General features: G+C 46.5%; 22 protein-coding genes. 21 read left to right on the top strand and 1 reads right to left on the bottom strand.

The genetic code is table 11. The features are described 5' to 3' along the window. Nucleotides 1-364 precede the first annotated feature (364 nt). Nucleotides 365-559, bottom strand: coding sequence for a YjzC family protein (locus tag NLX73_RS13060; RefSeq protein ID WP_013312803.1), 195 nt, complete (start codon nt 557-559; stop codon nt 365-367). 318 nt (nt 560-877) lie between these two features. Between NLX73_RS13060 and rpsF the strand changes: the two genes are divergently transcribed. The 21 genes from rpsF to NLX73_RS12955 all read left to right on the top strand — a co-directional run bounded on the left by rpsF (nt 878) and on the right by NLX73_RS12955 (nt 22,097). Next, nucleotides 878-1,162, top strand: coding sequence for a 30S ribosomal protein S6 (gene rpsF / locus NLX73_RS13055; RefSeq protein ID WP_013312802.1), 285 nt, complete (start codon nt 878-880; stop codon nt 1,160-1,162). Nucleotides 1,163-1,211: 49 nt separating this feature from the next. Then, nucleotides 1,212-1,703 carry a single-stranded DNA-binding protein gene (gene ssb / locus NLX73_RS13050; protein ID WP_013312801.1) on the top strand — a complete coding sequence of 164 codons (492 nt, stop codon included), beginning with the start codon at nt 1,212-1,214 and terminating at the stop codon, nt 1,701-1,703. 21 nt (nt 1,704-1,724) lie between these two features. Next, a complete protein-coding gene (gene rpsR, locus NLX73_RS13045; protein ID WP_013312800.1) occupies nt 1,725-1,997 on the top strand; it encodes a 30S ribosomal protein S18 in 273 nt (90 codons plus the stop codon). Nucleotides 1,998-2,523: 526 nt separating this feature from the next. Further along, complete coding sequence (locus NLX73_RS13040) at nt 2,524-4,263, top strand: ABC transporter substrate-binding protein (protein ID WP_254326377.1); 1,740 nt, start codon at nt 2,524-2,526, stop codon at nt 4,261-4,263. A 68-nt stretch (nt 4,264-4,331) separates the two neighbouring features. Next, on the top strand, nt 4,332-5,294 hold the full coding sequence (locus NLX73_RS13035) for an ABC transporter permease (protein ID WP_061830440.1): 963 nt from the start codon (nt 4,332-4,334) through the stop codon (nt 5,292-5,294). Between the two features lie 11 nt (nt 5,295-5,305). Further along, nucleotides 5,306-6,229, top strand: coding sequence for an oligopeptide ABC transporter permease (opp4C, locus tag NLX73_RS13030; RefSeq protein WP_039272121.1), 924 nt, complete (start codon nt 5,306-5,308; stop codon nt 6,227-6,229). A gap of 13 nt (nt 6,230-6,242) precedes the next feature. Continuing rightward, on the top strand, nt 6,243-7,226 hold the full coding sequence (locus tag NLX73_RS13025; RefSeq protein ID WP_149034876.1) for an ABC transporter ATP-binding protein: 984 nt from the start codon (nt 6,243-6,245) through the stop codon (nt 7,224-7,226). Continuing rightward, nucleotides 7,223-8,188: an ABC transporter ATP-binding protein gene (locus tag NLX73_RS13020; protein WP_250259981.1), complete on the top strand. Its 966-nt coding sequence runs from the start codon at nt 7,223-7,225 to the stop codon at nt 8,186-8,188. The genes NLX73_RS13025 and NLX73_RS13020 overlap by 4 nt, the downstream gene beginning before the upstream one ends. 160 nt (nt 8,189-8,348) lie before the next feature. Continuing rightward, a complete protein-coding gene (locus NLX73_RS13015; RefSeq protein ID WP_061830438.1) occupies nt 8,349-9,290 on the top strand; it encodes a D-alanyl-D-alanine carboxypeptidase family protein in 942 nt (313 codons plus the stop codon). Nucleotides 9,291-9,526: 236 nt separating this feature from the next. Then, the gene (locus NLX73_RS13010) at nt 9,527-10,585 is read left to right on the top strand and encodes an LCP family protein (RefSeq protein WP_254326376.1); all 1,059 of its coding nucleotides are present in this window, start codon (nt 9,527-9,529) and stop codon (nt 10,583-10,585) included. A gap of 45 nt (nt 10,586-10,630) precedes the next feature. Continuing rightward, nucleotides 10,631-11,059 (top strand): CBS domain-containing protein, encoded by a 429-nt coding sequence (locus tag NLX73_RS13005; protein ID WP_013312792.1) that lies wholly within the window; start codon nt 10,631-10,633, stop codon nt 11,057-11,059. A gap of 121 nt (nt 11,060-11,180) precedes the next feature. Then, on the top strand, nt 11,181-11,483 hold the full coding sequence (locus NLX73_RS13000) for a MazG-like family protein (protein ID WP_013312791.1): 303 nt from the start codon (nt 11,181-11,183) through the stop codon (nt 11,481-11,483). A gap of 5 nt (nt 11,484-11,488) precedes the next feature. Next, nucleotides 11,489-12,406 carry a DUF2232 domain-containing protein gene (locus NLX73_RS12995; RefSeq protein WP_165178320.1) on the top strand — a complete coding sequence of 306 codons (918 nt, stop codon included), beginning with the start codon at nt 11,489-11,491 and terminating at the stop codon, nt 12,404-12,406. Nucleotides 12,407-12,417: 11 nt separating this feature from the next. Next, a complete protein-coding gene (locus tag NLX73_RS12990) occupies nt 12,418-14,406 on the top strand; it encodes a DHH family phosphoesterase (RefSeq protein WP_039272108.1) in 1,989 nt (662 codons plus the stop codon). Then, nucleotides 14,403-14,846, top strand: a complete 444-nt coding sequence (rplI, locus tag NLX73_RS12985) for a 50S ribosomal protein L9 (RefSeq protein WP_013312788.1) — start codon at nt 14,403-14,405, stop codon at nt 14,844-14,846. Before NLX73_RS12990 ends, rplI begins: the two co-directional genes overlap by 4 nt. 2 nt (nt 14,847-14,848) lie before the next feature. Then, the gene (gene dnaB, locus NLX73_RS12980; protein ID WP_013373892.1) at nt 14,849-16,207 is read left to right on the top strand and encodes a replicative DNA helicase; all 1,359 of its coding nucleotides are present in this window, start codon (nt 14,849-14,851) and stop codon (nt 16,205-16,207) included. Between the two features lie 377 nt (nt 16,208-16,584). Then, the gene (locus tag NLX73_RS12975; RefSeq protein ID WP_029518946.1) at nt 16,585-17,871 is read left to right on the top strand and encodes an adenylosuccinate synthase; all 1,287 of its coding nucleotides are present in this window, start codon (nt 16,585-16,587) and stop codon (nt 17,869-17,871) included. A gap of 203 nt (nt 17,872-18,074) precedes the next feature. After that, nucleotides 18,075-18,899 (top strand): ABC transporter permease, encoded by an 825-nt coding sequence (locus NLX73_RS12970; RefSeq protein WP_039272106.1) that lies wholly within the window; start codon nt 18,075-18,077, stop codon nt 18,897-18,899. A gap of 53 nt (nt 18,900-18,952) precedes the next feature. Further along, nucleotides 18,953-19,984, top strand: coding sequence for an ABC transporter ATP-binding protein (locus tag NLX73_RS12965; protein ID WP_254326375.1), 1,032 nt, complete (start codon nt 18,953-18,955; stop codon nt 19,982-19,984). Nucleotides 19,985-20,082: 98 nt separating this feature from the next. After that, the gene (locus NLX73_RS12960; RefSeq protein WP_254326374.1) at nt 20,083-21,252 is read left to right on the top strand and encodes an extracellular solute-binding protein; all 1,170 of its coding nucleotides are present in this window, start codon (nt 20,083-20,085) and stop codon (nt 21,250-21,252) included. 2 nt (nt 21,253-21,254) lie between these two features. Further along, the gene (locus NLX73_RS12955; protein WP_023991131.1) at nt 21,255-22,097 is read left to right on the top strand and encodes an ABC transporter permease; all 843 of its coding nucleotides are present in this window, start codon (nt 21,255-21,257) and stop codon (nt 22,095-22,097) included. Nucleotides 22,098-22,123 lie beyond the last annotated feature (26 nt).

The raw sequence follows: 22,123 nt of genomic DNA, 5'->3' as shown, positions 1-22,123 counted from the left end.
TTAAACCTCCGTAGATAGTAGGTCTTTGTACTTGGATATATTCTAGCAGAAGGAGCTGAATTAATCTGCATTTTACCAGGATATGCAAAAAGTCCGATAATGCAACAAAGGAGGACCACAAAGGTCCTCCATCGTAGGCGATACATTTTTAACAGGATACGATCTGTCCAATCACATCATGAAACTCGGTGTACTGACAAGCAATACCGTGTTGAAAAGACAGTGTCCTTTTACACAAACCTAACGCTTCTAATGCCCGGAATGGATCTCCTAACAGTTTGTCCGGCTACGTCATCCAACGGAACCACACCTCTCTGTTGTATCGCCTAATCATAATATGGCCAGGATTCCGAGGAAATATACATTAGTGGACACGAGCTTTCGTTTTTTTCTTCCATTTGCGATTATGGTTGGCGGTCTCGGGAAAAGAATCGCCTCTTTCCAGCGTTACTTGCTGGGGGTTTTGGATTTCAGTATGGAAGCTCTTTTCTCCGACCTCCATGTATACGCCGTCGTTTGGGACCTTATCCCCTGGTTCGAACTCAGTCTTTTCACCCATACCGTGTTACCTCCTTAGATAAATGATTTTGAACTGCAACGGTTATTGTGCGCTGTCTTGAACAGAAACATGCGAAATCGGGTATACAGATAGTGAGTGAATCAAATGATTTCCTTTATATATGCGAAATTTTTGATGTTTTATAAAATTGTATAAAGCTAATGATATGCAGTGTATTTAGCCGTGTTAGGCTTGTGTATTGAATTTGTAGGTTGCATTCAGTTGCTCGATTTGGTAAACTGTTTTAGTGCGAGCTTAGGCTCGTTCCTTGCTCTCAACTGAGATTGAGGGCCTTATGTCCATAAGGAGGTGTAAAGAATGCGCAAATATGAAGCGATGTATATTATTCGTCCTGACATTGAACAAGAAGCTGTTCAAGCGACAGTCGATAAATTCCAAGGTATCATCTCTAACGGCGGTGGCGAAATTACGAGTCACGATGTAACTAAACGCCGTCTTGCGTATGAGATCAAGAAATTCCGTGATGGTTCTTTCGTTCTGGTAAACTTCACAGCAGAACCTGCTGTTGTTACTGAGCTTGAGCGTATCATGAAAATTTCTGACGAAGTAATTCGTTATCTCATTACGAACGACGTAGCTTAATTATTGTACGTGATTATGTAATGAACAACGCTCAAAGGAGGGGATTGGATTGTTGAACCGTGTCATTCTGATCGGTCGTTTGACCAAAGATCCAGAGCTGCGCTATACACCGTCTGGTGTAGCAGTAACCCAGTTCACCCTGGCTGTAGACCGTCCGTTTACGAGTCAAGGCGGCGAACGGGAAGCGGATTTCTTGCCGATCGTAACCTGGCGTCAGCTTGCTGAAACATGCGCTAACTATCTTCGCAAAGGTCGTTTAACGGCTGTTGAAGGCCGTGTCCAGGTGCGTAATTATGAGAACAATGAAGGAAAACGTGTATACGTGACTGAAATTGTAGCTGATAATGTGCGTTTCTTGGAATCTAACCGCGATGGCGGTAACGGTGGCGGCAATAGCGGTGGAGCTGCGCGTGAGGAGTCTCCTTTCGGAGGCGGTAACAGCAATAGTGGACGCGGGAATAATAACTCGCGAAACAATCAGGATCCTTTTTCCGATGACGGAAAACCGATCGATATTTCGGATGATGATTTACCATTTTAATTGGGAAAGGACTGACAAAGAATGGGCTTCAGACAAAGAGAAGGCGGAGACGATAACAAAAGACCAGCTCGTCGTGGTGGTCGCAACAAACGTCGTAAAGTATGTTTCTTCACTGTGAACAAAATTACTCACATTGACTATAAAGATACAGACCTGCTTAAAAAATTCATCAGCGAACGTGGAAAAATTCTTCCTCGTCGTGTGACTGGAACAAGCGCGAAATATCAACGTATGTTGACAATCGCTGTTAAACGTTCCCGTCAAATCGCATTGCTTCCTTACACTACTGAATAGTAGTGAGTGGAAAAAAAGAGACGTTCCCGATCCCGGGAATGTCTTTTTTTGTGATCTTTTATATTGACAACAAGTGCCATCTATTGTAACTTACTAATAATACAATCCATGTTTACCCATAAACCATAGTATACCTTTTAATGGCTTGTGAAATTGCAAGCTCCTCGACTCGCCAGAGTAAACATTTCGGTCTTCCGGAATGTTATTTTATATTACATGTAATCTTAGTTTTTGTCATTTTCCACAAGTAAAATTCATAAAGTTTACATAAATAGATATTTTGCATTTTTATATTACATAAAAAAAGATATTGACGTGATATTATTTTACACTTAAGATAAACCTTAATAAAAATGTAATGGTTGTTAACGCACAAAATTGACCAGAGGTCTAAAACACGTGTTTACGCTATTAAAGATAGTAAGGAGGATGTGCAAACTTCATTTTCAAACCTCAAGCTTTAACGAATCACCGCAGGAATGAGACAGGCTGTTAAATAAAGAACCGACTAAGGGGGATTAACAGGATGATGCAGACGAAGAAATGGGTTTCTTTGCTTATGATGCTTACGATCGTTGGTGTTCTGTTTGCAGGATGTAGCGGAGGTGCCAATGAGGCACAGCCACAGCAAGGCAATGCGGGCAATAAAACAGAGGGAAATGAAGCAAGTGCACCTGTTACGGAGGGCGTTATTAAAGCAACTGATCTGTCGCAAAACCCTTCGGGAGCGACTAATCGGAAAGATAACATTGTAGTAGGTATGACATCACCTAAAGGGGTATTCAACCCGCTATTCTGGCAAACGACTTACGATTTATATGTAGTCAGAACAGTATTTGATTCCTTCTTACAGGTGAAGGCGGATGGTACATATGAAAATAGTTTGGCTGAAAAGGTTGATGTATCGCCGGATGGTCTAAAATACACATTCCATCTGAAACCAGGTGTGAAGTATAGTGACGGTACTCCAGTAACCGTGAAGGATTATGCTTTTGTACTCAAAGTGCTGCATGATCCGAATTATGATGGAGAAACCGATGTATTGTCTTTTAAGATTAAAGGCGGTAAAGAATATCACGATGGAAAAGCAAATGATATCTCGGGGATCAAGGTCATTGATGATAATACAGTAGAGGTCACCGTTACAGAAGCAACAGCGTATACGAAGGATTTTCTGGGTGAGCAATACTTTATGCCAGAAGCTTATTACGGAAAAGGATTTAAAAAAGGTAGCCTGGACAGCATCAAGGCGCTTAATAATAAGCCGATCGGCTCTGGTCAGTATGTACTGAAGAGCTTCTCCCCAGGTCAACAAGTCGTATTGGATGCGAATCCAAACTACTTTAAAGGCGCACCTAAGGTGAAATCAGTTATTTTTAAAACAACAACAGAAGAAACGAACCTGTCTATGCTGCAAACAGGTGAAACGGACATGGACAACATCACAGTTACGGAAGACAATGTAGAGGAATTAAAGGCGTTGGGCTTCTTGGACGTGAATATTATGCCGACAAACGGCTATGGATACATTGCGTTTAATCATAAGGAAAAGAAATTTCAGGACCCTAAAGTACGTCAGGCTTTAACTATTGGGTTAAACCGCAAGGAGATTGTGCAGGGCGTGTATGGTCCATATGCGAATGTTATTAACATTCCACAATCTACAGAATCCTGGTCTTATACGGATGAAGGTATCAACAAATACGAATTTGATACAGCTAAGGCGAAGGCCTTGCTGGATGAGGCAGGCTGGAAGGTTGGTGCTGACGGAATTCGTGAAAAGGATGGAGAAAAGCTGACCATCAACTTCTCTGCGACCGCTGATAATCCAGTAGTAGAGGCCTTGCTACCGATCATGTCCAATAACTATAAGGAGCTAGGCATCAAGCTGACTTCCGAAACTTTAGATTTTAACGCCATTATGGATAAAAAGGACACAGGCAAGTTTGATATGTTCTTCGCGGCTTGGGGCTTAACTCCAGACCCGGATACAACGACTTTTATTACGAATGGTGCACAAAATGATATCGGATATTCCAATAAGAAGGTCGATGAACTAACGCTTGCTGGTAAGCATGAGCTGGATCAAGAGAAACGCAAACAGATTTATAAACAACTCTATCAAGAGTTGAACAAGGATCTGCCAACTATTTTTATGTACCAACGCAGAGATATGTGGCCAGTTAATGGACGTGTAACCGGCTTGGAAATTACACCATACAAAGATTTTGAGTTCACTCTGCATAACGCTCAGATCGCTCAATAAGGGTTGCCAATCGTATGCTCAGCTCTCACGAGCTGGGCATATCACTTTATTCGTCTGGAGGAATGAATATGAAGCAGTACATTATTCGAAGACTGCTGCAACTCATCCCCACACTTATTGGCATATCCATTATCGTATTTGCGATTTCAGCCATGGTGCCGGGTGATTATATTACAGCCAAGCAGAACCCGAATATGACGGCCGAAAAGGCGCAGCAGCTACGACATATCTACGGGCTGGATAAACCGGAATACCAACGCTATTTTATATGGGCCGGTAATATGTTAAAGGGGAATATGGGGGATTCATTACAGCATAAGCAGCCGGTAACGAAGGTCATTGGCAATTATGTATGGAACTCATTTATTATCGCTTTTTTTAGTCTTATATTTAGCTGGTTGATTGCGGTTATTGCAGGAGTATTTTCAGCCAAGTTTCAATATTCGTTATTCGATAAGTTTGTCACATTATTCATTTTCTTATGTATGTCGCTGCCTTCATTTTTTATTGGTCTATTGGTCATCAAAATATTTGCCCTGGAGTGGGGAATTCTCCCGGTTGGGGGCATGACCACAGCAGGGATGGAGCCAGGTTCATGGGCTTATATGGTAGATGTCCTCAAGCATATGTTCCTGCCGACACTCGTACTTACGATGCTGAGCACAGGAAGCCTGACCCGGTACTTCCGTACAGGCATGTTGGAGGTCATTCGTCAGGATTACATTCGTACCGCACGCGCCAAAGGCCTGAAGGAACGTACGGTTATTTTCAAGCACGCACTGCGCAATGCACTGATTCCAGCCATCACACTACTCGGCTTCGAGCTTCCGGCCTTATTTGGTGGAGCGATGATTCTGGAGAAGGTATTTGTGTGGCCGGGTGTGGGTCAGGTCTATCTGGAGTCGATCAGTATGCGGGATTATCCGTTTATGTTGGGCTTCACGATTTTCTTAGCGGTACTTACGCTTATCGGTAATTTGCTCTCTGATGTATTGTATGGCATGGCAGATCCAAGAATTCGCTTGAAGTAGGAGGGATACTATTGTCCGCAGAAACAGTCACGATTGAAACGAATCAAAAGGCGGCGATCCGTCCTGAAGCGTCTCCATGGAGAATCGCCGTTCGCCGTTTTAACCAAAACCGTCTGGCTTTGGCTGGTCTCGTTATATTAATTCTGATGGTTACCATTTGTAGTTTTGGACCGATGATTTCACCTTATCATTTAGATGATTACAAGCTAGCTGACAAAAATTTATCGCCTAATGCTAAGTACTGGCTTGGGACGGATAAGTTTGGTAGAGATATTTTGCTGCGTACGATGCTGGCCGGCCGTATTTCCTTGACGGTGGGGCTAGTTGCCACGTTTATTTCGGTCATGATCGGGGCGACGTTGGGTGCGCTGGCAGGGTTTTATCGTAAAGGCGTGGATACGGTTATTATGCGGATTGCCGATATTTTCATGGCACTCCCTACATTACCGCTGCTTATTATTTTAGGTGCTGTTCTGTCGGATTTGAAGGTCGATCCGTCGAATCGCATTTATTTTCTGATGCTCATTATCGGGATTCTGAGCTGGACGAGCTTGTCCCGTCTGGTCAGGGGGCAGATTCTTACGCTGCGTGAACAGGAGTTTATGCAGGCGACGGAAGCGCTAGGTTTGAGAGACCGCCGCAAAATATTCCGACATTTGCTGCCGAACACGATTCCTACCATTATTGTTACGGCTACGCTTGGAGTAGCGGGTGCGATTATTACAGAATCTGCGCTCAGTTACTTGGGGATTGGCGTTGTGCCGCCCACACCTTCGTGGGGAAACATGATATCAGCTGCGAATAACCTGATTGACTTCCGCAAACGGCCTTGGATATGGGTCCCACCGGGAATGTGTATTCTCATTACCGTTGTAGCGATTAACCTGATTGGCGACGGTTTGCGTGACGCGCTGGACCCTAAAATGAAGAAGTAGGAGACGAACGTTTATGGAAAATGCTTTGATTGAATTTCGTAACCTGAAAACCCACTTTCATACCTCTAACGGAACTGTCAAAGCGGTCAATGACGTCAGTTTTAAAATTCGTGAGGGTGAAACGCTCTGTGTGGTAGGAGAATCAGGCTGCGGTAAGAGTGTAACAGCGATGACGATGATGCGGTTGATTGATTCTCCCCACACCTCAGACGGACAAATCTGGTTTGAGGGCAAGGACCTCCTAAAACTCAATAAAGGTCAAATGCAGCAGATTCGCGGCAATGACATCTCGATTATTTTTCAAGAGCCCATGTCTTCTCTGAATCCCGTGCTTACGATTGGGGAACAGATCACGGAGCCATTGCTGATGCACACATTAATGAGTAAAAAAGAAGCACATGCTCGGGCAATTGAGCTGATTAATTTGGTGGGGATTTCACGTTCAGAGGAAATATTTCATTCCTATCCTCATGAATTGAGTGGCGGTATGCGCCAGCGGATCATGATTGCCATCGCATTAAGCTGTAATCCGAAGCTATTGATTGCGGATGAACCAACAACGGCACTGGATGTTACGATTCAGGCACAGATTCTGGATTTAATGCGGGATTTGAAGGATAAGCTTAAAACGTCCATTATGCTCATCACGCACGACTTGGGCGTCGTGGCAGAAATGGCTGATTATGTAGTTGTTATGTATGCTGGAAACGTCATTGAAGAGGCGCCTGTCATTGAGCTGTTTAAAAATCCGCAACATCCATATACTCAAGGCTTATTAAAGGCGAAGCCAGTCATTAATCAGAAAATGGACCGACTCTATTCCATCCCAGGACAGGTTCCAAACCCAATTGAGCTGGGAGAAAATTGTCATTTTCATGATCGGTGCGCCCATTGTATGCAAATTTGCAAGGATCAGGCTCCTCCCTTGAATGAAAAGGAGAATGGTCATAAGGTTGCCTGCTGGCTATATGAGAAAGAAGGAGGGCAACGGATATGAACGAGCCTTTGATTCAAGTGGAAGGGCTGAAAAAGTATTTCCCGATCACAGGCGGAATTTTTCAGCGTACTGTCGGACATGTGAAAGCAGTCGATGACGTATCCTTTAACATTCATAAGGGTGAATCCTTCGGTCTGGTAGGAGAATCGGGTTGCGGCAAAAGTACGATTGGACGTACGATTCTCAGATTGATGGATAAGACAGAGGGATCGGTACGATATAAAGGCGAAGACTTGCACGCGTTAAACAAAGAGCAGATCCGTGCGCTTCGTCCGAAGTTGCAAATCGTCTTTCAGGACCCTTTTAGCTCACTGAATCCGAGAATTAAGGTCGGTGAAGCCATTGGAGAGGCGTTGCTGGATCACGGGTTGATTGATCGTAGTGAGCTGCGGAAGAAGGTCAATGAAACGCTGAACATTTGCGGGCTGTCCTCGTATCATTATGATCGGTATCCGCATGAGTTCTCTGGCGGTCAGCGCCAGCGGATCGGGATTGCACGGGCTTTGATTTTGAATCCTGATTTTATTGTGGCTGACGAGCCGGTATCTGCTCTGGATGTGTCTATTCAGGCCCAGATCATTAACTTGTTAAGTGATTTGCAGCAGGAACGCCAATTGACCTATCTGTTCATCTCGCATGATCTAAGTGTAGTCGAGCATCTGTGTAGCCGGATTGGTGTGATGTATCTGGGTTCAATGGTAGAGCTTTCCTCCAAGGAGGAACTGTTCAGTAATCCGCTTCATCCGTACACGAAGGCGCTGCTATCGGCTGTACCGATTCCCGATCCCACGATCAAGAGACAACGGATTGTGTTGAAAGGAGACATCCCATCTCCGGCCAATCCGCCTTCAGGATGCAAGTTTCATACACGTTGTCCTATGGCAGAAGCACGTTGTAAAACAGAGACTCCGGTATACCGCGATGCGGGCGATCAGCATTTTGTAGCCTGTCACTTTGCCTAAAATATAATAATTAGGAAGCAAAATATCCGTCATCCTGAAAGCAGAATTGACGGATATTTTGGCGTGGAATAAAAAAGGTAAAAAAATTGTATCTTTTTTTCGAAAAATTGCAGACAAAATGGATTTTTCATCGTCTAATAAAGTATGGAGGTTATATACGATGATGAAAAAACATTGGTTACGTTGGGCTATTGTCGTCCCGGTACTTATTATATTGATTTTTATTACGCTTGGGCCCCGCCTGTTGATCGGAAAGCCGAATGTGGATGCAGAGGCTGCGGTGCTGATGGACATGCATACTGGGGAATTGCTGATGGATGTGAATGGTGATACGCCTATGCCTTCCGCAAATATGTCCAAGCTCATGACTGAGCTATTGGTGCTGGAGGATATTCGGGCCGGACGGTTAGGCTGGAATGATGAAGTGCGAATTAGCCGTTACGCCAGTACAGTGGGCGGTGTAAATCTCTCCCTCCGGTATGGTGAAAGGATGACCGTATCCGAATTGTTCCAGAGTATGGTTGTGTATTCAGCGAATGATGCCGCTGTCGCGTTAGCGGAGCGTTCAGCAGGGAACGAATCAGCTTTTGTGAAGCGTATGAATGGGAAAGCTGCCCAAATCGGGTTGTCATCCGATAGTCGCTTTAGCAATGCGTCTGGGGCAGGTCAGAGTGAACTGGGGCCGAATCACCCTGAGGATATTCAGGGAGAAACGAAAATGACAGCAAGCGACACGGCAAAGTTGGCCTCCTATTTGATTACGTCACACCCGGAGATTTTGAGAACGTCCAGTCGTACGCAAATGGAGTTGAAGGATAAAGGCATCTACATTAGTAATACGAACTGGATGCTGCCTTCCTTGGCTGGACCGTACTCTTACGCAGGAACGGACGGACTGAAAGCAGGGTACACAAGCGATGCTGGATACTGCTTCACGGGCACAGCTGAGCAGCATGGAAGACGGCTAGTTGCTGTGGTGCTGGGTGCACCGAGCAAGGAAGAGCGTTTTGAGCAGACACGGAAGTTATTCGATTATGGTTTTTCCCTGTCGACTTCTTTCCCGGTGAGACTGCAAAATTTGGTGAAACTGGCTCCACATTAAGGCAAAAAATGATTTTGAAAGCTACATAGGATACGAATATAAACATGAATTGGGGCTTTGACCGTGAGGTCGAAGCCTTTTTTGGTATGAATTCGAGGAGCTGACCACGCCATGACACTTTTGACAACAAGGTAGTAGACCTTTTATGCTTTGAGGGGAAGTTTCAGCTTCATGTGGGACCAATTTGGTTTAATGAAGAGATGGGATTTGTGACGGAAAGAAGGAAGGTACCTGTTATGGAGAGAAGACATAAGAGAAGGACCAGTGGAAAGCCCAAAAAGAAAAAGAGGTTTACCGCTCTATATATTTCATGTATTGTTTTATTTTTGATTGCAGTGGGAGGCTACCTGTTCCGCAAACAGCTGACACTGGTGGCTTTTGATTGGTTTGTATCACCGACGTTGGAAAGCAAGCTGGAGAAATCCTATCAGCCGCGACAATCCGGGGAACAGCAGCAGCAAGAGACAGTAGCTTACCGTAAGGAACCCTTTTCGGCGCTGTTACTGGGTACAGATCAAAGGCCAAATGAAAAGGCGCGTGGTCGTTCGGATACGATTATGTATGCAGTAGTACGGCCCGCGGAATCGCGTGTGCTTTTAGTTTCCATTCCAAGGGATACGTACGTACAGATTGCCGGACATGATCCGAATCGCGATGGCGAGGATGATTTTGATAAGTTGGGGCATGCTTATGCGTTCGGAGGCGAAGATATGTCCATGGCTACAGTAGAGAAGTTGATGGAGCATAAGGCCGATTATTATGCTACGATTAATTTCCAGGGTATTCAGGAGGCGGTTAATGCAGTAGGTGGAGTTGTGCTTCCAATCGACAAGCCCATTGAGAATAAAAACCCTCTGCATATCAAGTTCCGTATTGAGGCAGGCAAGCCGCTTTATAATGGTGAGGAAGCCATGTATTATGTTAGATATCGGGAAGATAGTGACTTCAACCGTACAAAACGGCAGCAAATATTTTTGAACGCTATGGCGGATAAGCTGCTGAATATCAACGGAATTACCAAGATCCCGGAGCTGCTCGATATTATGGGAGCCAATTTTAAAACCGATATGGAACCTACTTTTATTACTGGGCTTGGCAAGCAAGCTATTTCGCAGGGGAATCCACAAATTTCAAGTTTTACGATTACGGGGGAAGGGTTCAAGAAGAAGGGCCTGTATTATGACCGGGCTAATGAACAGGAACTTGAATATGCCAGACTCATGATTGCCAACTGGCTAGATTCCGATACAACCCCGCAGACGCTGAGGCTTCCCGACAAGCAGGACATTCAGTGAATAATCAATGGATTTATATTTGATTTTGAGGGGGATTCGTTTCTCATGAATATCGCTTTTTTCTTGCTTCCCAAACAGGAAGTTGCTTGTGTAACGGCGGATGCTACTTTACGGCAAACGTTGGAACGGATGGAGTATCACCGTTTTACAGCGGTTCCTATTTTGGATAAGGAAGGTAGATATACAGGTACGGTTACAGAAGGTGATCTGTTGTGGCATATGAAAGAGTCCGAGGGGAAAATCACCTTTGAAAACGCTTCTAAGTTCATGCTTAAGGACGTTCCGCTGCGGGTTACGATGAAGCCCGTATCCATTGACGCGAACATGGAGGATTTAATTAATTTGGCGAAGGTACAGAACTTTGTGCCCGTTGTAGATGATATGGAACGGTTTATTGGCATTGTACGTCGCAGCCAGATTATTGAGTATTGTGAAAAATTTGTGTCCAGGGAATCGCTTAATACTTCAAGCTAAAATAAGCAGCAAAGCTGGTCCGAAAATAACGATTTACCCTATGGGGTAACAGTTATTTTCAGAATAGGATATGCTATAATGGAGAATAAAGCTTTTTCAGAGGGGTGTGACTCTTCATCATATGCCTAAAGAAATGGATGTAGTTAAACGAGCCAAGGTTATTGAATGGCTTAAAACAGAGGTGCTTGACCAAGTCTCCCGTCTGTTTAAGGCGATGTGGGAAGGCAGTACAGCCCGCATCGGTGATTGTTTGGCGAGTTTGGTGATGAGCAGTTATATTTTGGGGAGGCGCCTTGGAGTGTCTTACCGTGAATTGGATGATCTACTCATCGACAAGCTAAGAAAGCACAGAAAAGAAGGACACCAGCTGGAGGATTGGTATCAGGACATTTCCGCACTGGAAGAACATATGCGTAAGAGGTGAAAACGTTGAAATTCCGCTTGGCAACTGTAGCATGGAGCGTCATTTATTTGCTTCTGCTGCTGACTCTATTGACACCATTAAGAATCATTACCGTATTTTTGCTGATTGTGCCTGGCGCTGTATTGTTTTCATCGCTGCCTTTCAAAGGATTTCTGGTCCACGTCATACCGGTGCTGTTAATTATAGCGCTACTCGATGTGTATTCGCTGCTCCCTGCGATTTATTTTCTGATTCCTTCAATAATGATGGGACGGATTTATAAAAAGGGAGGACCTGCTTTTCAAGCGTTGATGACCGGGATGGGCGTTATTTTAGCCGAGTTGTTGGTTGTTCTGTTTATCGCTACGTATTCCTTTGGATTTGATCTTTCGCAGTACCTTCGTGATCAGGCTGCGATATCGGCAAGTATTGTACAGCAGGTTTTGAGTGCTAATCCGATGTTTTCAAACATGAATTGGACGGCAGAGGATACGCAGAAACTCGGCACAATGCTGATTGGAAAAATTCCGTATGTGCTGATCGTGACCTCGTTCATATTGGCGGTGATTACGCATGCTTTGGCACGTCCGGCATTGAGCAGTCTCGACGTACCGGTACGCAAAATGAAGCCTGCCCGCGAGTGGAGGCTACCGCGCGCGCTGATCTGGTATTATCTGCTGGCAATTGTAATTGAATGGATAGCAGGGTCTTCTGATAGCAGCTGGATTCAAATGGTTTCCATTAGTATGCTGCCGCTGATCCATGCATGTTTTATTATCCAGACGATTGGTTTTGTATACTTCTGGACGCATAGCCGTAAAATGAGCCCGGTGATTGCGTTGCTGCTGTCGCTCGTCGTTCTGGTGTTCCAGCCGCTCCGCATTATAGGTATTATTGATTTGGCCTTTCCGCTGCGTGAAGCTATTACAAGATCAAAGAAATAGGGTGAACAGTCATGCCTAAATTTCTACAAAAACGCTGGCACGGCTATCAGACGGTCTGGGCGTTTTTACTGCTGCTGGTGCTTGTCATATGTATTTCCATGTACAACTGGGAACTGGGTGTGATAGGACTGCTGCTGTCATTCTTGCTCGGCGGGCTGATGCTGAAGACGGAATTGGATTTTCGTCGGGAACTGAATCAATATATCAGCGGTCTTTCCTTCCGGATCAAGCGGGTGGAAGGGGAAGCGATTAGTGCATTGCCGTTCGGCATCATTTTATACAGTGAAAATCGAACGGTAGAATGGCACAATCGGTTTGCCGGGGAGATGTTCGAGGAGCAATCACTGATTGGTGAATCTCTTCAAGATTTGTTTCCTCAACTCGCAGGTGCTCTAAGCACCAAGAAGGAAACAAAGGAGCCTGCTCGTGAGCTGAAGGTGGAGCTACAGCATGATGAGCGTCATTATCAGTTTCTGATCGTGCCCGATGAGCGTCTGATATATTTGTATGAAGTCACGGAGTTGGCGGTGCTACGCAAGCAGTATGAAAACGAGCGATTGGCGCTCGGTATCGTCATGCTCGATAATATGGACGAGGCTGCTCAGGGGATGGACGATCAGCAGCGTACCGCGCTTATTGCGAAGGTGTCAAGCGAGATTACATCCTGGGCTAATCAGTACAATATTTATTTGCGTCGATTATCTTCTGAGCGTTATCTCATTATGCTAAATCATAAAGCGCTTCAGGAGCTGGAGCAAAGTCGATTCGTCATTCTGGATACCGTAAGGGAAATGACAGCGGATTTGAAAGTACCGATGACACTGAGTATTGGCTTATCCTTCGGTGCAGAGAGCATCAAGGAGCTAGGGGAGCTGGCCCAATCCAGTCTAGATATGGCGCTTGGGCGTGGAGGCGATCAGGCTGCAGTGAAGGCGGGACAACGCCTGTCCTTTTACGGAGGCAAGTCCAATGCTGTCGAGAAGCGGACCAGAGTGCGTGCCCGAGTCATTGCACATGCGCTGCGTGATCTGATGCAGGAGAGCGACCGCGTGCTGATCATGGGACACAAAATACCGGACATGGATGCAGTGGGAGCGGCCATCGGTGTGTGGAAGGCTGCGGCGCTTTACAATGTAGAGGCACATATCGTACTGGATAAATCTAATCCGTCTATCGACCGAATGATGGAGCAGGTAAACAAGGATGAGAAGTTATCGCAAGCGCTCCTGACGCCAGAGCAGTCGCTCCAGCTAATGACTGAGCACAGTCTGCTGGTCGTGGTGGACACGCACAAGGCCTCCATGACGATTGAGCCGCGTCTAGTGCAGACGGCCAGTCGGGTGGTGGTTGTCGACCATCATCGTCGGGGCGAGGAATTTATTAACGATTCGGTTCTGATCTACTTGGAGCCCTATGCGTCATCGGCCTGTGAGCTGGTGACCGAGCTGCTGCAATATATCCATGAGAAGGTCCAACTGACACCGCTGGAGGCAACATCACTGTTGGCAGGGATTACGGTGGATACCAAGCATTTTTCCCTGCATACAGGCTCGCGTACATTCGAGGCAGCCGGCTTTTTACGGCGTAGCGGGGCAGATACAGTTATGATCCAGCGCATGTTAAAAGAGGACCTGGATGAATATATTGCTAAGGCGGAAATTATTAAGCATGCTAAAATGATATATGGGCATATCGCAATTGCGGTAACTGAGCCCGGACAGAAAATACCGCAGCTCCTGATTGCTCAGGTGGCGGATTCATTACTCAATATGACGGATGTACTGGCCTCCTTTGTGGTCAGTGAACGTCCTGACGGCCTGGTGGGGATCAGCGCCCGTTCACTCGGACGCATGAACGTACAGGTCGTCATGGAACGGCTAGGCGGCGGAGGACATCTGACGAATGCGGCGGTTCAGCTGGATTGCCCGCTGGAGGAAGCTAAGCGCAGAGTGGTCGACGTGCTGGCCGAAATTGATGGGGAAGAGGGGTTATTTGAATGAAAGTGATATTCATTAAAGATATGAAGGGCCAAGGCAAGAAGGGGCAAATTAAGGAAGTTTCGGACGGTTATGCAGCGAATTTCCTGTTGCCGCGTGGTGTTGCCCGTCCAGCGACAGAAGGAAATATGAAGACGCTGGAAAATCAGAATGCTGCGGAGGAAAAGCGTAAGCAAGAGGAAAAGGAAGAGGCGCAAGCACTCGGCAAAAAGCTGGAAGAGACAACGGTTCAGCTCAAGGCGAAGGCTGGTGAAGGTGGACGGCTGTTCGGCGCGATTACAAGCAAGCAAATCGCGGAGGCAGTAGCTAAAACTGGCATCAAGCTGGACAAACGCAAAATTGAGCTGGAAGAACCGATTCGTACGTTGGGCGTGACTCAAATGACCGTTAAGCTTCATCCTGAGGTCAAAGCTACGCTGAAAGTACAGGTGACTGAAGAATAATTATGGGCGGCGAATTTTTTGATCGGATTCCTCCGCAAAATCTGGAGGCTGAACAGGCGGTTATCGGGTCTATTTTGCTCCAGTCTGAAGCACTGATTACCGCAATGGAGCGGGTGCAGACCGAGGACTTTTATGATAAGGCTCATCAGATGATTTACGAAGCAATGATTGAGCTGGGTGAATCCGGACAGCCGATTGACTTGGTTACGCTGACCTCGAAAATTCAGGACAAGGGACAGCTAGAGGATATCGGCGGTGTCAGTTATCTGGCGAAGCTGGCTCACGGGGTGCCAACAGCGGCTAACGTGGATTACTATGCCCAGATCATTGAAGAAAAAGCGATGCTTCGTCGCTTGATTCGTGCAGCTACACAGATTGTGAGCGAAGGCTATAGCAGTGGCGAGGATGTCGCTGGTATGCTGAGCGATGCTGAGCGCAAGATTATGGAGATATCCAACGGGCGCTCAGGTAGTGGCTTTATTGCCATCCGCGATGTCGTGATGGAAGTGTTTGACCGCGTTGAATTGCTGCATCAGAACAAGGGCAATACGACCGGAATTCCGTCTGGATTTGTTGATTTGGACAAGATGACAGCGGGTTTCCAGCGCAATGACTTGATCATTGTGGCCGCCCGTCCATCCGTAGGTAAAACAGCGTTCGCTCTGAATATTGCGCAAAACGTTGCAGTTCGGGCAAAAGAGACAGTAGCCATCTTCAGTCTGGAGATGTCGGCCGCTCAGCTCGTGCAGCGGATGATTTGCGCCGAGGCCAATCTAGACGCGAACGTCATGCGGACAGGTGAATTTAAAGGCGACGACGATTGGGCGAAGCTGACGATGGGCATTGCAGCCTTGTCAGAGGCAGAAATCTATATCGATGATACACCCGGCATCACTGTGGCTGATATCCGTGCCAAATGCCGTCGTCTTAAGGCGGAAAAGGGACTGGGTATGATCGTAATTGACTACTTGCAGCTGATCCACGGACGAGGCAAAGCAGGCGAGAACCGGCAGCAGGAGGTATCGGAAATTTCACGGACATTGAAACAAATCGCTCGTGAGCTTGAAGTGCCTGTAATTGCCCTCTCCCAGCTGAGTCGGGGTGTGGAGCAGCGTCAAGACAAGCGGCCGATGATGAGTGACTTGCGGGAATCGGGTTCTATCGAGCAGGATGCTGATATCGTGGCGTTTCTGTACCGGGATGATTACTATAATCAGGAAACAGAAAAGAAGAATATTATTGAGATTATCATTGCCAAGCAGCGTAACGGCCCGGTCGGTACGGTAGAGTTGGTCTTTCTCAAAAATTATAATAAATTCGCTAATTACGAGCGTGCCCATTCGGATGCGTTCGCCGGATAACATATTAGTATCATTAGAAAAGGCTCTTTCGACGCGGATTTCGCGATCTCGAAAGGGTCTTTTTTTATAGAATTCACGTATTTTCATATAAGGAATGAAACTCTCAATTACGAACAATACTATTTTCATGTAATATAATGTTCGCTTTTTATTTGACTTTAAAAAATGGTGCTGTTACACTTATAGTGCTGCTTCAACGCAGTGGGGAGATCATTACGCCCGGGGCTTTCCGAACCTACGGAATGTCTGCGACGGACGTTTTTTCCTGCTGTCCGAGAACGCTCCATATCTGCTCGCTCAGGCGGTTGAAATCGGATATGCGTAGTGTGTCAGCTCAAAATCAGAGTGTCTGTGGGCACTCCACGGAGGAATGAAACATGTCAACTGTAGTCGTTGTGGGAACACAATGGGGAGACGAAGGCAAAGGTAAAATCACGGACTATCTGGCGGAAAGCGCTGAAGTGGTGGCCCGTTACCAAGGCGGAAACAATGCTGGTCATACGATTCTCATTGACGGTAAAAAGTACAAGCTGAGCCTGATTCCATCCGGCGTTTTTTATGAAGATAAAAAGTGTGTTATTGGCAACGGCATGGTAGTCAATCCAGCCGCTCTTATTGAAGAAATTACTTACATTCATGATAATGGCTTTTCCACGAAAAATCTGGTCATTAGTGACCGTGCACATGTGATTATGCCGTACCATATGACGCTGGATGTGCTGGAAGAAGACCGCAAAGGTCCTAACAAAATTGGTACTACCCGTAAAGGGATTGGCCCTGCTTATATGGATAAAGCTGCACGTAACGGTATTCGTATTGCTGATTTGCTGGATGCAGAGGAATTCGAAAAGAAGCTGCGCCACCAAACGAAAGAAAAAAATCAAGTGATTGAACAAGTATATGGCGGCGAGCCATTGGATGTAGAAGCAATACTGAAACAGTATCTGGAATATGCTGAATTTATCCGTCCTTATGTAGGCGATACGTCTGTCGTGTTGAATGATGCGATTGACGCAAATCAAAAGGTACTGTTCGAGGGTGCGCAAGGCGTTATGCTCGATATCGACCAAGGTACGTATCCATACGTTACGTCCTCTAACCCGTCGGCTGGCGGCGTATGTATTGGTTCCGGTGTGGGACCATCCAAGATTCAACAAGTCATCGGTGTAGCTAAATCGTACACAACTCGTGTAGGTGATGGACCCTTCCCAACTGAGCTGAACGATGAAGTCGGCGATTACATTCGTGAAACAGGTCATGAGTACGGTACGGTTACAGGTCGTGCTCGTCGTGTGGGCTGGTTTGACAGCGTCGTTGTGCGTCATGCCCGTCGTGTCAGTGGGTTAACGGGTCTTTCCCTGAACTCGCTGGACGTATTGACTGGCCTGAAAACGGTGAAAATTTGCACAGGTTACAAGTACCGCGGCGAGGTGATTACGCATTATCCGGCTAGCCTGAAAATGCTGGCGGAATGCGAAGCGGTATATGAAGAAATGCCGGGTTGGAGCGAAGACATCACTGGTGTGAAAACGCTGGAGGAACTGCCTGAGACTACACGCAATTACGTACAACGCGTGTCTGATCTGACAGGTATCCCAATCGCTATTTTCTCGGTTGGGCGTAATCGCGATCAAACGAATCAGGTGCTTCCGATTTATTTGTAGGACAAGAATAATATAGCTATTGATATACGTTCAAAGAGAGAGGCTGTTAGCAGCCTCTCTCTTTTTTTATTCTGTGAAGTGTTAAATGGTTCCTTCCCCTTTACATAATCTTATCTTCCTTGTCGATTTGTGATAACAAACCCTCTCTATAATCCAAATAGAAAAGAGATTCGGACGTCTAGACGTCTTGAGAGGGATGAATTATGAACTGGTATCTTCGCTCACTCGGCACACGCAAAATTGTGGAGTTCATTGTGCTTATCATTTTCGTCATTTTTTTCCTAGGTCCTCTGACCAATCTTCTCCTTTTGGCGGTTTCGGGAAAATGGCAGTATCCTGCACCGCTCCCGCAGAGCTTGTCACTGGAATGGTGGAAGTTTGTACTTACCCAGGATGATGTACTCAGCTCGATTTCTCTATCCTTCCTGATTGCGATTACCGTTACGGTCTGCTCCATTATCGTATGTATTCCTGCTGCTTATGCCTTTGCACGAATTTCTTTCCCGTTCAGTAAGTGGTTCCTTTTCTCATTCCTACTTACGCATGCTTTTCCGAAAATGGGTTTGTATGTGTCTATTGCCGTACTATTCTACCAATTCGGGTTGATGAACACCTTTGCAGGCATTGTGCTTATCCATATGGTAAACACGCTCATGTATATGACCTGGATTCCATCCTCTGCCTTCCGCAGCGTACATCGTGCACAAGAGGAGTCAGCGCGGGATGCTGGAGCCGGACCATTTCGGGTGTTTTGGAAAATCACATTTCCTATGGCGCTGCCCGGCATTGTGGTCGCCTCCATTTTTACCTTTCTTGCTTCACTGGATGAAGCACAGGGGACACTCCTTGTCGGAACGCCGGACTATAAAACAATGCCAGTCATCATGTATTCCATCATTGCTGATTATCCGAGCACAACGGGTGCTGTTTTCTCAGTCATTCTTACCCTGCCAACAATCATTCTGCTATTGGCAGCCAAGCGTTTTGTAAGTGCGGATGTCCTGGCAGGCGGATTTCAGGTGAAATAACGTAATTGGTCAAAAGAGGAGTTTGTAAAATCCTGAAAAAGGAGCCTAAGCTAATGCCCATTCAATTATCCATTCAAGAGTTAACCAAGCGCTTCAAGACAGGAGACGGAGTCAAAGGCATTTCACTTGACGTGATGAAGGGAGAGCTGGTGACACTGCTGGGACCTTCCGGCTGTGGTAAAACAACCGTGCTTCGCTCCATTGGCGGCTTTTTGGACCCGGACAGTGGCGACATTCAGATTCAGGGTAAAAGCGTACTCAAGCTGCCGCCCGAAAAGCGTCCGACAGCTATGGTGTTCCAAAGCTATAATTTGTGGCCGCATATGACCGTGTATGACAACCTGGCTTTCGGGTTGAAGATTCGAAAGGTGAAGAAGACAGAGATTGACCGTCAGGTGAAGGAAGCGCTAGCGCTGGTTCGGCTAGAGAGCGCAGAGCGTAAAACGCCGGGACAGCTCTCGGGCGGTCAGCAGCAGCGGGTAGCACTCGCTCGGGCTCTGCTGCTAAAGCCTGATGTATTGCTGCTGGACGAGCCCTTTTCCGCGCTTGATGCCAAATTGCGTATGGAGATGAGAGAGGAGCTGCGCGATATCCAGACCCAGACAGGGATGACGATGGTGTTCGTCACCCATGATCAGGAGGAGGCGCTGTCCATTTCCGACCGCATCGTCGTTATGAATGCGGGCCGAATTGAGCAGCTCTCTTCACCGCAGGAGATCTATGACAAGCCACAGTCACTTTTTGTAGCAGGTTTTATTGGCCGGATCAATTTATTAAAGGGGGTGAGTACAGGTCGCAGTGTCTCTGTGAGCGGAATACCGTTTGCACAAGAGCATGAATACACGGGTAAAACCATGGTTGGTGTAAGGCCAGAGGATATTGTTCTAACGACGGAAGAAAAAGGTTCTCTAGCCGGAACGATCAGACAAGTGATGATTCTCGGGCATTATGCGGAAGTTTCGCTGGATAGCGGTACCCATCATCTGAAAATGTTTGTGCCGCGTGAACGAGCGACCGAGCTGCGCAGTGGAGAGCATATCAGATTCAGCTTCAGTAAAATTGTTACTTTTCCAGCAGCACAGTGAAGATTCACGATCAACCTCTATATCGCATCAATGTCCATCACGAACGCATCATCTGGTGATGCTGCGAACTTGTGCAACTATCTAAAGGAGGCAACAACGTGTTTGGGAAAAAGAATATGGGTCTGGTTTTGGCAGGGGTACTTAGTTTATCGTTGTTGGCTGGCTGTGGAAACGGTGGTAATGCCGCCACGGCTACAGGGGAAGCCAAGTCTACCAAAGCGGGAGCCGCTACGGGAACAACGGAAATTTCCTTGTACACTGGAGGGTCTCTGAACGTTAAAGAGCTGTGGGAAACGTTAATCAAGGACTTTGAAGCTAAAAATGATCACGTTAAGGTCAAACTGGTGTATTTGCCAGCAGGAACCGGAGGTGCATCTACACTGGACCGTCTGATCGCAGCCAAGAAAAGCGGACAAACTGATACAGATATCGACCTGTACGAAGGCAGTCTGGATGATATCACCAAAGGGGTAGGCGAAAAACTGTGGGAAACGGTGGACGCTGCCAAGGTTCCAAATTTGAAGAATGTGGATGAAACGTATCTCAAGCAAGTCAACAATCAGGCCATTCCATACCGTGCTTCTTCGGTTGTCCTTGCCTATAACAGTGCAAAAGTAGCGACACCTCCGAAAACAGCCGAAGAGCTGTACACGTGGATTCGCCAGCATCCGGGCAAGTTCGCCTATAATGATCCGTCCACAGGTGGATCAGGCAGCTCATTTGTGAACACGGTTATCTATAATTTCCTTCCGCCAGAGGCGATGAACAGTGATGATCCGGCAAATATGAAAAAATGGGATCAAGGTTTCTCACTGCTCAAGGAACTGGGCCCTTCAATGTACCAAAAAGGAGTCTATCCTAAGAAGAACCAAGGTACGCTTGATATTTTAGCAAGTGGAGAGGTAGACATGGTTCCAGCCTGGTCTGATATGGCGCTCGAACAACTGGCTAAAGGGCTGCTTCCAGACACGGTGAAGCTGACACAGATCGACCCTGCTTTTACAGGTGGCCCCTCTTATCTGATGGTTCCTTCACTTTCCTCCAAAAAAGAAGCAACCCAGGAATTCTTGAATTATATACTGACGCCTGAAGCGCAAACGGTGGTTATTAATAAAATGTACGGCTATCCGGGGATTAAGTGGAATCTGATGCCAACGGAACTGCAAGAGAAATTCAACAGTGTATCTTCTGGATACCGCAGCTTTAACAGCGGAGAGCTTCAGCAGGAAATCTACAAACGCTGGCAAAGTGAAGTAGCGGGCGGTTGAGCATGAGTTCATTGTCCAAAAGGGGGATGCTGGGGCTTGCTCTGGTCATCCCGTCTTTTCTCATTTTGCTGGTCGTCGTTATTATTCCGATTCTTTATGCCGTGAAGGAAAGCTTGATTGATCAATATGGAACGGGCTACGGTCTGGCCAACTATATTCGGCTGTTCACGGAACCTGCCATGCGTAGAAATATCATGTATACGATTAATGTCACGTTAGTCTCGACGGCCCTTACTCTGGTCATCAGCTATGCTTTGGCGGTTTATCTGAGATTCGGTAAAGGGGTTGTCGTGAAGTGGATAGGTCGGTTGTATTTTATTCCGATGTTTGTTCCCGGTGTAATTGCAACTTATGCGATCATTACCATGTATGGTAATCACGGTTGGGCTGCACGTCTTTTGCTGCCGCTTGGCATTGAGACGATTCCGAGGATTATTTATGACTACAAAGGGCTGGTACTGGCTAATTTGTGGTTCAACATTCCGTTCGCAACCATGCTGCTCAGCTCGGCGCTTGCCAGTATTCCAAACGCTGTCGTCGAAAGCGCCAGAGATGCCGGAGCCAGCACGATGCAGCTGTTTGGTCGCTTTATTTTACCCCTTTCCTACAAAACGATGTGGGTTGCGGTGACCTTCATTTTCATGGGAATCATGGGTAGCTTTACGGCTCCCTTCCTGATCGGTGCCAACTCGCCACAAGTGCTGGGTGTTGCGATGCAGCAGGTGTTTTCCAGCTATCAGGAGACGCATACGGCCAGTGCAATGGCAGTGTTTATGTTTTTACTGTGTTCTTTTATGGGCTACTTTTATATTCGGACAATGGTGAAGGATGCGGATGCCAGCTAGACCGCCGTTATACACTAAGGAGGTTA

It is taken from the genome of Paenibacillus sp. CH40, assembly GCF_024213605.1.
Lineage (GTDB): Bacteria > Bacillota > Bacilli > Paenibacillales > Paenibacillaceae > Paenibacillus > Paenibacillus polymyxa_B.
This window is presented reverse-complemented; position numbering and strand designations above follow the sequence as displayed.

Coding starts and splice junctions, on each gene's coding strand:
- NLX73_RS13060 (WP_013312803.1), bottom strand. CDS start 559: ATGGGTGAAAAGACTGAGTTCGAACCAGGGGATAAGGTCCCAAACGAC.
- rpsF (WP_013312802.1), top strand. CDS start 878: ATGCGCAAATATGAAGCGATGTATATTATTCGTCCTGACATTGAACAA.
- rpsR (WP_013312800.1), top strand. CDS start 1,725: ATGGGCTTCAGACAAAGAGAAGGCGGAGACGATAACAAAAGACCAGCT.
- NLX73_RS13040 (WP_254326377.1), top strand. CDS start 2,524: ATGATGCAGACGAAGAAATGGGTTTCTTTGCTTATGATGCTTACGATC.
- NLX73_RS13035 (WP_061830440.1), top strand. CDS start 4,332: ATGAAGCAGTACATTATTCGAAGACTGCTGCAACTCATCCCCACACTT.
- NLX73_RS13025 (WP_149034876.1), top strand. CDS start 6,243: ATGGAAAATGCTTTGATTGAATTTCGTAACCTGAAAACCCACTTTCAT.
- NLX73_RS13020 (WP_250259981.1), top strand. CDS start 7,223: ATGAACGAGCCTTTGATTCAAGTGGAAGGGCTGAAAAAGTATTTCCCG.
- NLX73_RS13015 (WP_061830438.1), top strand. CDS start 8,349: ATGATGAAAAAACATTGGTTACGTTGGGCTATTGTCGTCCCGGTACTT.
- NLX73_RS13010 (WP_254326376.1), top strand. CDS start 9,527: ATGGAGAGAAGACATAAGAGAAGGACCAGTGGAAAGCCCAAAAAGAAA.
- NLX73_RS13005 (WP_013312792.1), top strand. CDS start 10,631: ATGAATATCGCTTTTTTCTTGCTTCCCAAACAGGAAGTTGCTTGTGTA.
- NLX73_RS13000 (WP_013312791.1), top strand. CDS start 11,181: ATGCCTAAAGAAATGGATGTAGTTAAACGAGCCAAGGTTATTGAATGG.
- NLX73_RS12990 (WP_039272108.1), top strand. CDS start 12,418: ATGCCTAAATTTCTACAAAAACGCTGGCACGGCTATCAGACGGTCTGG.
- rplI (WP_013312788.1), top strand. CDS start 14,403: ATGAAAGTGATATTCATTAAAGATATGAAGGGCCAAGGCAAGAAGGGG.
- dnaB (WP_013373892.1), top strand. CDS start 14,849: ATGGGCGGCGAATTTTTTGATCGGATTCCTCCGCAAAATCTGGAGGCT.
- NLX73_RS12975 (WP_029518946.1), top strand. CDS start 16,585: ATGTCAACTGTAGTCGTTGTGGGAACACAATGGGGAGACGAAGGCAAA.
- NLX73_RS12970 (WP_039272106.1), top strand. CDS start 18,075: ATGAACTGGTATCTTCGCTCACTCGGCACACGCAAAATTGTGGAGTTC.
- NLX73_RS12965 (WP_254326375.1), top strand. CDS start 18,953: ATGCCCATTCAATTATCCATTCAAGAGTTAACCAAGCGCTTCAAGACA.
- NLX73_RS12955 (WP_023991131.1), top strand. CDS start 21,255: ATGAGTTCATTGTCCAAAAGGGGGATGCTGGGGCTTGCTCTGGTCATC.